This window comes from Vreelandella zhaodongensis, assembly GCF_013415115.1.
Classification (GTDB): domain Bacteria; phylum Pseudomonadota; class Gammaproteobacteria; order Pseudomonadales; family Halomonadaceae; genus Vreelandella; species Vreelandella zhaodongensis.
In genome coordinates this window covers 223,094-238,126 of sequence record NZ_JACCDD010000005.1, presented here as the reverse complement: position 1 = coordinate 238,126, position 15,033 = coordinate 223,094, and the positions used below count along the sequence as shown (strand labels likewise).

Here is a 15,033-nt window from a genome sequence, read left to right as displayed (position 1 = left end):
AGCGATCCACTTCCTAGCTAACGTGACGTTATGAAAAACACCGCTACCCGCGATAAATTAATTGATACCGGTGCCGAGCTGATTGCTCAGCAGGGCTATAATGCGACGGGTATTAATGCCGTTTTAAAAGCATGCGGTGTGCCTAAAGGATCGTTTTACCACTATTTTTCCAGCAAAGAAGACTTTGGTTTGGCGGTCATCGAGCGCTTTGCCAGCCAGTACGATGAAAGCTTGGCCGCGCTGTTTGAAGATGTTTCACTGCCGCCGTTAGAGCGCCTACGACGTTACTTCGCCTCTGGGCGTGAGCATATGCTGAGTTGCGATCACGCCACCGGCTGCTTGATTGGCAACCTGGGGCAGGAGCTTTCAGGTCAGAGCGATACGTTTCGCGATGCGCTCAACCTAGTGTTCCAGCGCTGGGAAAAACACTTTGTCGCGTGCTTGAAATATGCCCAAGAGCGAGGTGATATCGATACAGCGATTGCCCCAGAGGCGTTGGCCAGCTTTATACTTTCGGGTTGGGAGGGGGCTATTTTACGCGCTAAAACGCTTAAATCGATTGTCCCTATGGAGCACTTTGAGACGATTTTGTTCAATCATATTCTGACACCACCGGTAGCTCGTTAGTCTAGTGAATAATAAGTTAATGGCGTGCGCGAAAATGATGTTCTTCGCTGTTCACGTCGTTACGCACCGCTGCTAGCAGTGCATCATCTAATGATGGGTCGTCTAGTGACAGCAAGCCACACTGTGCCAATGCGGAACGAAGGCTTACCTGTTCATTTAGCCGCTGATATACCACCCTTACGCAGCAGGGCATCCGCTCACTGTTGTCTGCGACGCCCATTTTTAACCCCGTTAAACGAGTCACCTGGCTTTGGAAGCTGGGAAACAGAATGGTTTGGGTAATTTCATGACCATTCAGTGTTTCGTGGTCGACTAAAAATAGCCGGTCTGCAAGTTTAACGGCGGTTCCCACATAGCGGTTATGGCAAGGGCGTGTGTCTGGAGCAACGTGCATTCTTTCTGTGCGCTGGTACACCACCCCACCTTCTCTGGCTTCCAAGCACACCAGCGTGCGCATCAAATGCCCAGGGCGGGACATCGAGTGATAAAGCTCGAAGTAGCGACCCAGATAGCGTTCCATGCCCTCGCTACCCCGCTGAATTAGTGCATTGGGCCAAGGTAGCGTGCTCGGCGAAGTATCCGCATTGAGTTGGCCAGTTTGCACCAGCGCTCGGAAATCGTGGTGAGGCAGAGCGATATCTTCTGGCGTTACCCCAAAAAAGTGGCAAATACGCTGCAGTGCGGCATGGCTAGGATAATAGCGACCACTGAGGTAGCGGTTGAATTGAGCACGGTTAATGGATAAGCGGCGGCAAACGTCCGCAATAGACGGATAGTAGCTGCACAGCAAGCGTAAGTTAGCCACAAAATCATCATGCATGGGGTAGTTTCAACGTTCTCAGAAAGCGGCGGTGCGGCTAATGTGACGCTTTGGGCCAGTCAGTGCAATGCTTCCCAAGACGAAGCGGGTGAAAAACTGGATAATGGGTAGCAATCCGCCTATCGGCTTATTTTTTTCATAGCCGAGGCACACTCATTGCTCCGGATGCCCGTTCATGGAAATTAAAGTCAATTATCTCGACAACCTCCGCTTAGAGGCCAAGTTCGACGATTTCACCGTTATCTCCGATCAGCCGATTCGCTATAAAGGCGATGGCTCGGCTCCTGGTCCGTTCGATTATTTTCTGGCGTCGTCGGCGATGTGTGCCGCTTACTTTGTTAAGGTCTACTGCAACGCACGGGATATTCCTACCGAGAATATTCGCCTGTCCCAGAACAATATCGTCGACCCAGAAGATCGTTATAAGCAGATTTTCAAAATCCAGGTCGAGCTGCCGGAAGATATTTCTGAAAAGGATCGTCAGGGCATTTTGCGTTCTATCGACCGCTGCACGGTGAAGAAAGTCGTTCAAACCGGCCCCGAGTTTCAGATCGAGACGGTAGAAAACATCGACGAGGACGCCCAGGCGCTGCTGATGGGCGCCCCGGAAGGCAGTTGCACCTACATTCCTGGTAAGGACCTGCCGCTGGAGCAGACCATTGCCAATATGAGCGCGATGCTGGCTGACCTGGGCATGAAAATCGAGATCGCCTCCTGGCGTAATATCGTGCCCCACGTCTGGTCACTACATATTCGCGATGCCGCCTCGCCAATGTGTTTTACCAACGGTAAAGGGGCTACCAAAGAGAGCGCGTTGTGTTCGGCGCTGGGCGAGTTTATTGAGCGCTTAAGCTGCAACTTCTTTTATAACGACCAGTACTTCGGTGAAGAAATTGCCAACAGCGACTTTGTTCACTATCCCAATGAAAAGTGGTTTCAGCCGGGGCCGAACGATGAGCTCCCCGCTGAAATCCTCGACGAACACTGCCGCGACATTTACAACCCAGAAGGCGAGTTGCGTGGCTCACACCTGATCGATACCAATTCTGGCCGTGAAGACCGCGGCATTGTATCGCTCCCGTTTGTGCGTCAATCCGATGGGGAAGCGGTCTACTTCCCTTCCAACTTAATTGAAAACCTATTCCTAAGTAATGGCATGAGTGCCGGCAACACCCTGGTGGAAGCCCAGGTGCAGTGCTTGTCGGAAATCTTCGAACGGGCGGTGAAGCGTGAAATCCTCGAGCAGGAGTTAACCCTGCCGGATGTACCCCAAGAGGTGCTGGCAAAATACCCGAATATCGTGGAAGGCATTAACGCCTTGGAAGCTCAGGGTTTCCCCGTGTTGGTAAAAGATGCCTCTATGGGCGGGCAGTTCCCGGTAATGTGTGTGACCTTGATGAACCCACGTACCGGCGGCGTATTTGCTTCGTTTGGCGCGCACCCAAGCTTTGAAGTGGCGCTGGAGCGCAGCTTGACCGAGCTGTTGCAAGGTCGCAGCTTCGAAGGGCTAAACGATCTGCCGCTACCGACGTTTAACTCGCAAACCGTGGCTGAACCTAACAACTTTGTTGAGCACTTTATTGACTCTTTTGGCGTGGTTTCCTGGCGCTTCTTTAGTGCCAAGCCCGATTTTGAGTTCAGCGAATGGGACTTCTCTGGCAGCAATGAGGAAGAGGCCGAGACACTGTTTGGCATTTTTGAGGAGTTGGGGGCCGAAGTCTACATGGCAGTACACGAAGACCTGGGCGCGCCAGTCTGCCGAATTTTGGTGCCGGGCTACTCGGAAGTGTACCCCATTGAAGACTTGATCTGGGATAACACCAATAAAGCGTTGGACTACCGCGAAGATATTCTCAATCTGCACCGCTTGGATGACGATCAGCTCACCGATCTGGTCGAACGGCTGGAAGAGAGCCAGATGGATGACCACGCCGATATCATCACGCTGATTGGTATTGAGTTCGATGAGAACACCGTGTGGGGGCAGCTAACGATCCTAGAACTGAAGCTGCTGGTTTACCTTGCGTTGCAACGCCATGAAGAGGCGCTGGACTGCGTGCAGATGTTCCTGCAGTACAACGATAATACCGTTGAGCGCGGTCTGTTCTATCAGGCGGTAAACGCGGTGTTAGAGATTACGCTGGATGATGAGCTGGAACTCGACGATTACCTGCCCAATTTCCAGCGTATGTTTGGCGAAACCACGATGGCAGCCGTTGTTGGTTCGGTGAGTGGCGAGGTGCGTTTCCATGGCCTAACGCCTACTAATATGCAGTTGGAAGGCTTAGACCGCCACCTGCGCCTGATTGAAAGTTATAAAAAGCTCCATGCTGCTCGGGCAGAGAGAGCGGTTTAGTAAAAAGCGAGCCCCCATCTGACTGCATCAAAAGCGGATGTGATCGAGCGGTGTGCAGCCTTAAAGGGCGCGCACCGTTTTTTTATGTGATGCACTTTGGTGCAGTAATTGGCGCAGTCAGTGCACACAACTGCATCGCTGCGCCAAATTTATTTCTGCTTCATGCTTGGTAAAACGTTCTCCGCGGCACGATTTCAAAAAAGCGCGAAATAAAACGACGCGAATTTCAACATAACGCTAATACAAGAACGCGGAGAACATCACATGCTTGATATGCTCAATGAGCTCCTCTGGGGAAAGGTACTGCTAGTACTGCTGGTAGGCGTTGGCATCGGTTTTACCGTTGCATCCCGCTTTGTGCAGTTTCGCTATTTCGGCCAAATGTTTCGCATACTGGGGTCTGGTCAAGCCTTTAAGCGTAACAAGCACGGCCACTTAAGTTCGTTTCAGGCACTTGTTCTATCAGTGGCGGGCCGCGTAGGGGGCGGTAATATTGCCGGCGTGGCGGTCGCGATTACGCTAGGTGGCCCGGGGGCTATTTTCTGGATGTGGCTGGTAGGCCTAATGGGGATGGCGACTAGCTTTTTAGAGTGTACCTTGGCGCAAACCTACAAAGAATCAGAAGGTGACGGCACTTACCGAGGTGGCCCGGCGTACTACATTGTTAAGGGGCTGGGTAAACAGTGGCGCTGGTTGGCTGCGTTTTACTCGGTGCTATTGCTGTTAACCTTCGGTTTTGCTTTTACCGCACTGCAATCCTATGCGGTAGCGACTTCGTTTGGTGACGCTTTTGGTGTTCCGGTGCTTTACAGCGGCATCGCCTTGGCCATGTTGGTCGGGCTGATTATTTTTGGTGGTATCAAACGTATCGCGCGCATCTCGGAGTATTTGGTGCCCTTTATGGCGGTTAGCTATATCGCCATTGCGCTGCTGGTTATTGCCATGAACATTGGTGAAATCCCCAGCGTTATTGCGCTAATTGTAAAAAGTGCCTTTGGCCTTGAACCGGTGGTGGGTGGCGGTATTGGTGCTGCCATTATGATGGGCTTAAAGCGTGGCCTGTTTTCTAACGAAGCGGGTCTGGGCAGTGCGCCCAATGTGGCGGCGGTAGCCTACGTACCGCACCCAGCCAACCAAGGTATCGTGCAGGCGTTTTCGGTGTTTATCGATACCGTGATTATCTGTTCAGCTACGGCATTTTTGATTCTGCTCAGTGGTGTGTACGACCCGGCCACAGGCGCTGGCGTTGAAGGTATCGCCCTCACCCAGGCGGCACTTGCCGACCATGTAGGCGAATGGGGTCGCACCTTTGTCAGTCTCGCTCTATTGTTGTTTGCGTTCAGCACTATTTTGTACAACTACTACCTGGGCGAGAACAGCCTGAACTTCTTCAGTCGTGATAACCAGAACCTGTTTAACGCCTTCCGTGTGGCCATTGTGTTGCTGGTGTGCTGGGGAGCGACCACTGATCTTGGCACTGTGTTCGGCTTTGCCGATGTCACCATGGGGCTATTGGCAGTGGTGAACTTAGTGGCGTTGATTCTGCTGTTCAAATGTGGCCTGCGCATTCTTAATGACTTTGATAGTCAGCGTCGCCAGGGCATCAAGCAGCCAATTTTCGATGCCAATCAACACCCAGATCTTGAGCTAGATCCGAAAGCGTGGGAGCTGGAGCCTGAAGAGGCCGAGGCGTTAAAGCAGCGCTTGGAAAACGTACCGGCCAAGTAACCATTCAAGCACGTGTCAATTCGATAAGGAGTCACCATGCCCCGCGTACTCATGCTCTACACTGGTGGCACCATTGGTATGCAGCCATCGCCTCAAGGATATGTGCCCTGCGCGGGGCTGGCTGATCGTTTAGCAATACATTTATCGGTAGGTGATCCTGACAGTCTACCTACGTTCGATGTGGTTGAAATGCAGCCGTTGATTGATAGCGCCGAGCTAATGCCCGATGCCTGGAACCGCTTAGTGGCCCAGTTAGAAAGCCACTGGCAGGCATACGATGCGTTTGTGGTGCTGCACGGCACCGATACTATGGCGTATAGCGCCGCTGCGCTGTCGTTTATGCTCGGCACACTAAACAAGCCGGTGATTTTCACCGGCTCCCAAATTCCTTTGGGTGAGCCCCGCAGCGATGCGCTGAATAATCTCGTCAGCGCACTGCAACTGGTGGAGCACCCCGCAACACCTTGTGAAGTCAGTCTGGCTTTTCACGACCGATTACTGCGCGGTAATCGTGCGCGCAAGGTGCGCACTCAGGGCTTAGATGCCTTCGACTCTCCTAATTTCCCCTGGCTTGCCGAGCTTGGCATCGGTATGACCTTTCCACAGCCCTCTGCGCTACTGAGCGGACTGCCTAACTTTGCGCCCATTGAGGTGGATGATGAGACGGTAGCGATCTTGCCGCTTCATCCTGGTATGTCGCTGCGCCGCGCGAAGGCGCTGCTGGCTGATGAACGTCTAAAAGGCGTGATTCTGCATAGCTATGGCGTGGGCAACCCACCCAGCTTTAAAGGCGAGCTGCTCAAGGCGTTAACGGCTGCTAATGAACGAGGGGTAGCACTGATCAACGTGACTCAGTGTGCCCAAGGGGAGGTCGTTCAGGGCGCCTACGCCACCGGCGCGGCGCTGAACCAAGCCGGTGTGATTGCAGGGAGCGATATCACGTTAGAAGCCGCCGTGGCGAAGCTCACGGTACTGCTAGGCCGTGGAATGAGCGGCCCTGCATTGCGCAAGGCTCTAAGCGGTTCACTACGAGGCGAGTGTAGCTCACGAGTTGCGTGCTAGTGCTTTTTTACCTTCCAAATTCGCCAGGTCAGGGCGGCTATAATAAGCGTGCCCAAGGGGGCTATCACGACTGCAGCAGCATTGGGTTCGATATCAACACCTAGCGCTCTTAAGCTTTCCAGCCCTAATTTCATTAAGCTGAAAATGTAGTAGCTAATGACAATAATCGAGAGGCCTTCAACGGCCTTTTGGATTTTTAGCTGGCTGCTAGCGCGGGCATCCAAGCTCTGCAAGATTTTATAGTTTTGTCCCTCGATTTCGACCTGGGTGCGGGTGCGCAACAAGTCGTTTAATCGTGTGGCACTGGTGGCTAACGTTTCCACACGGCGGTTCATGGCATCGCAGTAACGCACGGCAGGCTCAAAGCGACGCAAAATAAACATGCCAAGCCGAGGATAGTTGCCTATTCGTTCTTCGCGCAGTTCATTGATGCGCGCCAACACGATGTTGGCATAGGCATCGGTCGCGCTAAATCGCTGACGTGTTTGTACGCCGCAGCGCTCGAGTTTTGCCGAGAGTAGAGTCAAGGCGTTGAGCAATGGTTCTGCAGGCGAGGTGTGCTGTTCAGCGTGTTGATGGGAGAGCGCTGACAGCTCAGTTTCGTAGTGTTGCAGCTCGCTGCTGAGCGCTTTGGCTTCCGGTAGCGCCAGCATCGCCATTATGCGGTAAGTCTCGATATCAAATAAGCGTCTCGCCATCCTGCCCAGTCGGTAGCTATCCAGATTATCGTTAACTATCAGCAATCGGTTTCTTTGCTGATCATCCAGATTGAAGTCGCTCCAAACTGTGGCATCACCGCCGCCCACCGTTGAGCCCGCTGGCTGATCTAATCCATAGGCGTCCACACTACCTGCCCAACGATTGGCGGTTTCTACGCGCAATACGCTGGCACTGATCATTTGATCGGCAAACTCTGCTAGCACATTGGCTAAAAAAGTAGGCGGTGTTGGCCATAGTCGAGGGTTGCTATTGTTGTCGTGCTTGATCGTCAGCGTAAAAAATTCGGTGTGGCGCTCCCATTTCACCGAGCAGCCCTGGCAACTGACTATTTGTTGCACCTGTTCGGGAGTGACAATGACCTCGGTCACCTCCGCTAGGCGGTTAAGCAACGTATTAACGTCATCGCCTTCAAGCGTGAAGGCGTAATGATGAAGGCAAGCAGGCCCCTCAAAATAAAGGGGAGGCCTCGCGTGAAGCTCGTTATGTAATGCCGTGTGTTGAGCATGCATGAAGCAAATTACCTAGTCTATTGTTGTTACGAATAACTAACCTGATGGCTAACGTAGCTGCCAAGTTGTGTTAGCCAAAGAACCAGTAGCACACCGCAATCGCAGTGATAATGCCCGCAGCGTCGGCGAAAAGTGCGCAACCCAAGCCATGGCGAATCCGGCTAATCCCCACTGCGCCAAAATAGACCGCTAACACGTAAAACGTTGTTTCGGTGCTGCCTTGCATGGTGGCGGCCAGTAACCCAGGAAAGCTATCGACGCCAAAGGTATCCATGGTCTCGATCATCATGGCCCGTGCGCCGCTGCCGGAAAGTGGCTTCACAAAGGCGGTAGGCAACGCATCGACAAAACGTGTGTCCCAGCCAATGCCTTCTATCAGCCAGCGAATACCGCTTAGTCCTGCATCCAACACGCCACTAGCCCGCAGTACGCCCACTGCTACCAGCATGGCGATTAAGTACGGGAGTAGCGTAATGGTAAAACTTACCCCCTCTTTGGCGCCTTCGATAAAGGCGTCATACACTTTTACCCCGCGCAGCGCTCCAACCACTAAAAACATCATCACAATGCCGAATAGCGTTAGGTTGCCGACTAAGGTGGAGGCTGCCGCCAAGGCCTGTGCTGACATCCCCGCCAGCGTGGTGATTAATAACCCCAAGGCAAGTGCTGCAGCAACCAAATAGGCTAGTACCACGGGTTGCCAGAGCTTTAAGCGTTGCATCAGTGCAACAGCGAGTAGTCCCGCTAAGCTGGACGCGCTGGTGGCTAGCAGAATGGGTAGGAACACCAGCGTCGGGTCTTCAGCCCCCTGTTGGGCGCGGTACATGAAAATGGTCACCGGCAACAGCGTCAGCGAGGAGGTGTTGAGCACCAGAAAAAGAATCTGAGCGTTACTGGCGGTATCTCTGCTGGGGTTGAGTTCCTGCAGCGAGTGCATGGCTTTAATGCCGATAGGGGTTGCCGCGTTATCTAGCCCTAGAATATTCGCTGCAAAGTTCATACTAATGAGCCCCATAGCAGGGTGGCCACGGGGCACGTCGGGCATCAAACGGCAGAAAAGGGGATCGAGAATGCGCCCTAGTAGACGAATCAGCCCAGCTTTTTCAGCAATAGAAAGAAAGCCTAGCCACAGCGTCATGGTGCCAAGCAGCACCAAAATAATATCCACGCTGATCCGCGCCATATCAAATAGCGACTGCACTAAGCGCGCAAAAATCTCGCTATCGCCACCGACTAACCACTGCCAGAGAGACGCAGCAAATGCGGCGATAAAAAAACTTAACCAAATTCCGTTTAGCATGGTGGGTGGAGATCCTGATCAACAAATTAAGAGCGTTTTAAACAAAGAACGCTAGGTATCCTACCCAATGAGCGCCTGCTATCGCTAACTCGAAAGCGAAAGAAAAAACAGAATTAACGGCGGAGAAAGTAACGAAAGGATAAATCCGCTGACTACCGCAATAGGGACGCAGGCCACACCGCCGTGCTGTTGAATCACCGGTAGCGTGAAATCCATGGAGGTAGCGCCACCATAGCCAATAGCTAGCGCGGTGTGGCGGTGAATAACGAGCGGAATCAGAATAAAAGCCAGCAGTTCGCGTGTTAGATCGTTGAAAAACGCTACGCCGCCCATTAATGGGCCAAGCTGGTCACCAATTAAAATGGCAGAAAGTGAATACCAGCCAAAGCCTGATGCCATGGCTAAGCCTTCATTCCAGCTCAGAGAAAGCAGTGGGGCGGCTAGCAAACCGGCCAGTAGTGAACTCAGTGCAAGAGTTGCCGCGATGGCAAGCCCAAGGCGATTCAGCAAAATTTGTTTAAGTGGCATGCCGGAGTTGCGTAATTGGCAGCCAATCAGCACCAATAGTGCATAAAGTACCCACTCTGCAAGCCAGTCTGCGGTGGTAAATAGCACTTCCCCGACGAGTGGGCCGAGCAGCAATCCCAGCGCTACGCCACCGATCACGACGCCTACTAGCATTAATGACCCCAGCATGGCGGCCAGCTTACTGGTGGGGGCGTCTTTGACGACGGGGGAGTGGCCGGCTTTTAGCGCCACTCGGTAGGAAAGCCACCATAGTGCAGCTAGGTTAAATACCGTAGTAATACTAAACAGCAGCAGTGCATAGCCACCCAGCCTTGAAAGCTGGCTAGCTAGGTTCTCAAGCCCTGCCAAGCTCACTCCCATAAACAGCAAAATGGCGTAGACCGAGCCACTTACGGCTTGGTTAATTAGGCTAAGTAGCTGGCCAGAACGAACAGGTACCATATAGCCCAGTACCAGAGGCAGCAATACGATCAATAAGCCAGAGAGCATTTAGGGTGCGTTACTCCCGGCGGGGTTGAATTGGGTCATGGTAAGGTGAGTTTGTCGGCGTCCTTCTTTTTGGTATTCCGCTGAGAGGATGAGCCCTGGCCACTCAGGATGGAAGTTAATCTGCAGATGACGATCAGGTTTTTCTACATCAATTAATGTGACGCGATGCGCTTCAAATGTACCTGCCGGCACGTTAATCATACTGGGCTCGGTGGCATAATATTTGAAGTGCTCGTCACGGCCGCGATGATCGACAAAGTTGACATCGCAAGGCGCACTCTCAGTGCAATGTTCATGACCTGCACGTCGGGAAAGGTCAAACAGCGCTGCTTGACGGTCAAGATTACCGAGGTCGCGTTCGTTAAGCTGATAGCTATCGCCAATTCCGAATAACGAGTAGCTGCTGTTATAGAGCAACGAGTGAGTCGTGTTTTCGTTTACCGAAAATCGACTACGTTCTTCACCTCTGGCAACGGCAACGGAAAAGTTCATAGAACTTAGCCAGTGACTTCCTTCATTGCTCAGCGTGTGAGTAATGGTCGCATTGGGCCAGCCACGTAATTCCAGCCGATACTGTGCCTGGAAGGGCTTTGGCGGTTGTAAAGACAGCGCCTCATCTGGCTGAGCTGCACTTGCTGAGTTCAAGCCGCAGATAGCCAGAGTGCTGGCACCGAATATCGCGCCCGCCAGCGATCTTTTGATGGAGTCTCTCAACATGTGTCGCACAGGCCCTTCCTCCCTCATAGTGTTTTCCTAAGAGCCTTTAGTGGGCACTTGGTTCCCAGACACCGCTTAGCGAGCGCGTCTTATAGCATCAGTAGCCGGTGTTCGGGTTAACAGTGGCCAGTACTTCGCCTGCTTCAAAAGCTTTTATGTAATCAATGGCTTGATCAACCGCCTCGTGTAATGGCGTTGGCGCCGCCATATGAGGGGTGACAATGACCTTAGGATGCTGCCACAAAGGGTGGTCGACAGGAAGTGGCTCTTCACAGAAGACGTCTAGCAGGGCGCCACGTAAGTGCCCAGCACCTTCCTTATCGCCTAGCGCATCTAACAGCGCCTGCTCATCAATTAAACTGCCTCGGCCAGGGTTAATCACGCTAGCGCCTTTGGGCAGTTTCGCTAGCCGTTCAGCATTGAGAATACCTTTAGTGGCGGCAGTATCTGGTAAAATGGTGACCACGCTGTGCACTTGACCAAGCAACTCATCAAGCCCGTCGTCACCGTGCAGGCAGCGCACGCCATTAATCTCTTTAGGCGAGCGGCTCCATCCCAGTACCGGAAACCCCGCTTGCGACAGATACGTAGCCACAAAGCGACCGATTGCCCCAAGACCTAAAATGCCGACTGGCCACTGCGCTTTTTCAGGCACGTCATGGGGCTGCCAGACGGTGCTCTTCTGTTGGGAAGCATAGTGGTCCATGCTGCGGTAGAAGTGCAGCACACCATATAGCACGTAATCTGCCATTAACTCGCCCATGCCAGCATCACGTAACTTCACGATAGGAACATCGCTTGGTATGCCAGGCGTTTTTAACAGGTAGTCGACACCTGCGCCCAGGTTGATAATGCCCTTAAGCTGGGTTTGTTCCTGGAGTAAATGCTCCGGTGCTTTCCAAACGGCAAGGTAGTCGGCGTTTTTACGCTCCTCTTTTGAGGCATCACTTGTCAGTACAGTAGCCTGTGGCAATGCTTCTGCAAATGCTGCCTGCCACTGCGCAGCATCATCGATATGCACGACGATTTTCATTTTCTCTCCTTGTTCTATATTAACTATGGTTACACCACTGCAGCTTAGGGTGATTTTTGTCATAAAGACTTTGACCCGCAACCGAGGTGTGGTGCTAGTATCGCCTTAAGACGACATTGGCGGGCCTACTGCGGGGGTGGCCAGGTCGATCCGGTGGTCCGAGAAAGCGACGAGAGTCGCTTTTTCGGTTCTTGGTGATCCCTTTGATGACGAGTTGCCCGATGACGACTCAGGTTTCCCTGCCCTTCACACGTGAAGAGTACGCTAATCGGCTTTGGAAAGTGCGCGCAGAGATGGCGGGCCGTGGTATTGACGTTTTGATCGTCAGTGATCCTTCCAATATGGCTTGGTTGACCGGCTACGACGGCTGGTCTTTCTATGTGCATCAGTGTGTGCTCGTTGGCCTTGAGGGCGAACCAGTATGGTTTGGCCGTCGTATGGATGCCAACGGCGCGCTGCGTACCTGCTGGATAGACCCTGAAAATATCACGTACTATCCAGATTACTATGTTCAGAACCCAGACATGCACCCCATGGAGTATCTGGCCCAGTCGATCATGCCTGATCGTGGCTGGCATACCGGTGTGGTGGGCATGGAGATGGATAACTACTACTTCTCAGCCAAAGCGTATCAAAGTCTGCTGCGTGAGCTTCCCCATGCGCGCTTTATGGATGCCAACGCTCTGGTGAACTGGTGCCGAGCGATTAAGTCGCCTCAAGAAATAGCTTACATGCGTGTGGCGGCAAAAATCGTTGAGGGCATGCACACGCGTATTTTGGAGGTTATTGAGCCTGGGCTGCCGAAAAGTAAGCTGGTCTCAGAAATTTACCGCGTGGGTATTGAAGGGTTTATTGACGAAAACGGCAAAGTGTTTGGCGGTGATTACCCTGCCATTGTACCTATGCTGCCTACAGGAAAAGACGCTGCGGCACCGCACCTTACCTGGGACGACACGCCATTTCGCAAAGGGGAAGGCACGTTCTTCGAAATTGCCGGTGTGTTTAAGCGCTACCATGCGCCGATGTCGCGCACCGTGTTTCTCGGTACGCCGCCGACAGACTTTATTCGTGCTGAATCTGCCTTGTTGGAAGGTATTGAGAGTGGGCTGGCAGTGGCTAAACCCGGTAATCGTACGGCGGATATTGCCATGGCGCTGGGTGCGGCAATGGATAAGTACGGTTTTGACCGTGGCGGCGCTCGCTGTGGTTATCCCATTGGTATCTCGTACCCGCCAGATTGGGGTGAGCGTACCATGAGCCTACGTCCTTCAGACGAAACGATTCTTGAGCCAGGTATGACGTTCCACTTTATGCCCGGGCTTTGGGTAGATGACTGGGGCCTGGAAATTACCGAAAGCATTCTGATCACAGAAACTGGTTGTGAAACGCTGGCCAACTTTCCGCGCCAGTTATTTGTTAAGTAACTATCTTTAAGTAACTACCTTTAATTAACTGTTTTTTAATTAACTACGCTAAGTAATTATTTTTGGAATATAAGGACAACACAATGACGCTTCAAGCGAACCAACTGCGGCCCAGTCCTATTTCAGCCACCGTTGATTTTGACGCCGATGGCGTACAGCACGGTTTTTTAAAACTACCGATTTCCACCGATGAGTCCGCCTGGGGCGCGGTAATGATTCCGGTGACCGTGGTGAAAAATGGTGAAGGGCCTACCGCGTTGTTAACCGGTGGGAATCATGGCGATGAGTACGAAGGCATCACCTCGTTGCTGAAACTCTCTTCCACGTTGAAGGCGGAAGAGGTGAGTGGGCGCGTGATTATCGTGCCGTGCATGAACACGCCAGCGGTCATGGCGGGTAAACGCACTTCACCCATGGATAAGGGCAACTTGAATCGTAGTTTTCCGGGCGATCCGAACGGCACCGTAACGTCGCAAATCGCTGATTACTTTACCCGCGTACTGGTACCTATTAGCGATGTGGTGCTCGATCTGCACTCTGGTGGACGCACGCTGGACATTCTGCCGTTTGGTGCGTCTCACGTGCTGGATGACAAGCACCAGCAACAGGCCGCTCTGGAAGGTGCCAAAGCGTTCGGTGCTCCCTACGCCATGGTAATGTTCGAGCTGGACGCAGAAAAACTGTTCGACACTGCCTGCGAGCGTCAGGGCAAAGTGTTTGTGGCCACTGAACTTGGCGGCGGTGGTACGTCCACCCCGCAAAGCATTGCGATTGCTGAGCGTGGCGTGCGCAATTTTTTAATCCATTACGGTTTGGTGCAAGGCAAAGTGGAAATGCCTGAGGGTGGGCAGATGTACCTCGATATGCCAGATGCCAGCTGTTATGTGCAAAGCCAGCATTCAGGCGTGCTAGAGCTGTTAGTGGCACTGGGTGACGAAGTGAAAAAAGGCCAAACCATTGCTTATGTCTACGACATGACCCGCAGCGGAACGGCTCCTGTTGCTTACAAAGCGGAGCGCGACGGCATCTTAATGGCTCGCCGTGCGCCATCGTTAATCAATATGGGGGATACCCTGGCGGTGATTGCCGATGTTGTTGAACGCCTGGAGGCGTGACAACCAGCATGATGAAACTGGACCGTTATGATTTAAAAATTCTTGATATTCTCTCTCGGGATGGGCGGATCACTAAGTCGAAGCTGGCCGAAGCCATCAATCTTTCGGTGAGCCCCTGTTGGGAGCGAGTAAAGCGACTGGAAAAGGCTGGGGTTATTGAAGGGTATTCGGCGCGAATTAATGCCGATGTCCTGATGCCACGGAACCCCGTATGGGTGCAGATCGAACTCAAACAGCACAATGCTGAGAGCTTCGCCCGCTTTGAAGCCTTGGTTATGCAAACACCAGATGTTACCGAGTGCGTGGCGGTAGGTGGCGGTGTGGATTACCTGGTGAAGTTTGAGGTGTTTTCCATCGATAATTATCAACGTTTGATCGATAGTTGGCTGGTCTCAGACGTCGGAATAGAGCGTTATTTCACCTATATTGTGACTAAATCGGTCAAGCGAGCTGAGCCGGATATTGGCTCAATCGGTTTTTGTAATGCTTAGGGTTTGTAAGCTGGATTTAACAATTTATCCAGGTGTTTGATCAACGCCATTTCAGCGTTCCGTTGGCTTAACATGAAAATTAAGGCCATTCACCACAAGCTTAGTGAAAGATAC

13 protein-coding genes are annotated in these 15,033 nt (G+C 52.5%); 7 read left to right on the top strand and 6 right to left on the bottom strand.

All coding sequences use genetic code 11. The features are described from left to right. Positions 1–30 precede the first annotated feature (30 nt). Positions 31–627, top strand: coding sequence for a TetR/AcrR family transcriptional regulator (locus HZS79_RS10830; protein ID WP_162217731.1), 597 nt, complete (start codon positions 31–33; stop codon positions 625–627). 16 nt (positions 628–643) lie between these two features. Here HZS79_RS10830 and HZS79_RS10825 read toward each other — a convergent pair whose 3' ends face one another. Further along, complete coding sequence (locus HZS79_RS10825) at positions 644–1,447, bottom strand: helix-turn-helix domain-containing protein (RefSeq protein WP_162217732.1); 804 nt, start codon at positions 1,445–1,447, stop codon at positions 644–646. 175 nt (positions 1,448–1,622) lie between these two features. Between HZS79_RS10825 and HZS79_RS10820 the strand changes: the two genes are divergently transcribed. The 3 genes from HZS79_RS10820 to HZS79_RS10810 all read left to right on the top strand — a co-directional run bounded on the left by HZS79_RS10820 (position 1,623) and on the right by HZS79_RS10810 (position 6,593). Beyond that, positions 1,623–3,803, top strand: a complete 2,181-nt coding sequence (locus HZS79_RS10820) for an OsmC domain/YcaO domain-containing protein (RefSeq protein WP_162217733.1) — start codon at positions 1,623–1,625, stop codon at positions 3,801–3,803. Between the two features lie 264 nt (positions 3,804–4,067). Then, a complete protein-coding gene (locus HZS79_RS10815) occupies positions 4,068–5,531 on the top strand; it encodes an alanine/glycine:cation symporter family protein (protein ID WP_162217734.1) in 1,464 nt (487 codons plus the stop codon). Positions 5,532–5,567: 36 nt separating this feature from the next. Then, entirely contained in the window at positions 5,568–6,593 is a 1,026-nt protein-coding gene (locus HZS79_RS10810; RefSeq protein ID WP_179927860.1) for an asparaginase, read from the top strand. On the opposite strand, the gene HZS79_RS10805 is transcribed toward HZS79_RS10810, so the two are convergent. The 5 genes from HZS79_RS10805 to HZS79_RS10785 form a co-directional block, all read right to left on the bottom strand. Continuing rightward, complete coding sequence (locus HZS79_RS10805; RefSeq protein WP_179927859.1) at positions 6,590–7,822, bottom strand: DUF3422 domain-containing protein; 1,233 nt, start codon at positions 7,820–7,822, stop codon at positions 6,590–6,592. The genes HZS79_RS10810 and HZS79_RS10805 overlap by 4 nt on opposite strands. Before the next feature lie 70 nt (positions 7,823–7,892). Beyond that, positions 7,893–9,122 (bottom strand): spore maturation protein, encoded by a 1,230-nt coding sequence (locus HZS79_RS10800; RefSeq protein WP_162217737.1) that lies wholly within the window; start codon positions 9,120–9,122, stop codon positions 7,893–7,895. Between the two features lie 84 nt (positions 9,123–9,206). Next, positions 9,207–10,139 carry a LysO family transporter gene (locus tag HZS79_RS10795; protein ID WP_162217738.1) on the bottom strand — a complete coding sequence of 311 codons (933 nt, stop codon included), beginning with the start codon at positions 10,137–10,139 and terminating at the stop codon, positions 9,207–9,209. Further along, positions 10,140–10,856, bottom strand: coding sequence for a hypothetical protein (locus HZS79_RS10790; RefSeq protein WP_238401384.1), 717 nt, complete (start codon positions 10,854–10,856; stop codon positions 10,140–10,142). Positions 10,857–10,953: 97 nt separating this feature from the next. After that, positions 10,954–11,889, bottom strand: coding sequence for a 2-hydroxyacid dehydrogenase (locus tag HZS79_RS10785; protein WP_179927858.1), 936 nt, complete (start codon positions 11,887–11,889; stop codon positions 10,954–10,956). Positions 11,890–12,095: 206 nt separating this feature from the next. Between HZS79_RS10785 and doeA the strand changes: the two genes are divergently transcribed. The 3 genes from doeA to HZS79_RS10770 all read left to right on the top strand — a co-directional run bounded on the left by doeA (position 12,096) and on the right by HZS79_RS10770 (position 14,919). Continuing rightward, the gene (gene doeA, locus HZS79_RS10780; RefSeq protein ID WP_162217741.1) at positions 12,096–13,313 is read left to right on the top strand and encodes an ectoine hydrolase DoeA; all 1,218 of its coding nucleotides are present in this window, start codon (positions 12,096–12,098) and stop codon (positions 13,311–13,313) included. An 83-nt stretch (positions 13,314–13,396) separates the two neighbouring features. Further along, entirely contained in the window at positions 13,397–14,428 is a 1,032-nt protein-coding gene (gene doeB / locus HZS79_RS10775; protein WP_162217742.1) for a N(2)-acetyl-L-2,4-diaminobutanoate deacetylase DoeB, read from the top strand. An 8-nt stretch (positions 14,429–14,436) separates the two neighbouring features. Beyond that, positions 14,437–14,919, top strand: coding sequence for an Lrp/AsnC family transcriptional regulator (locus HZS79_RS10770; protein ID WP_162217743.1), 483 nt, complete (start codon positions 14,437–14,439; stop codon positions 14,917–14,919). Positions 14,920–15,033: the final 114 nt, after the last annotated feature.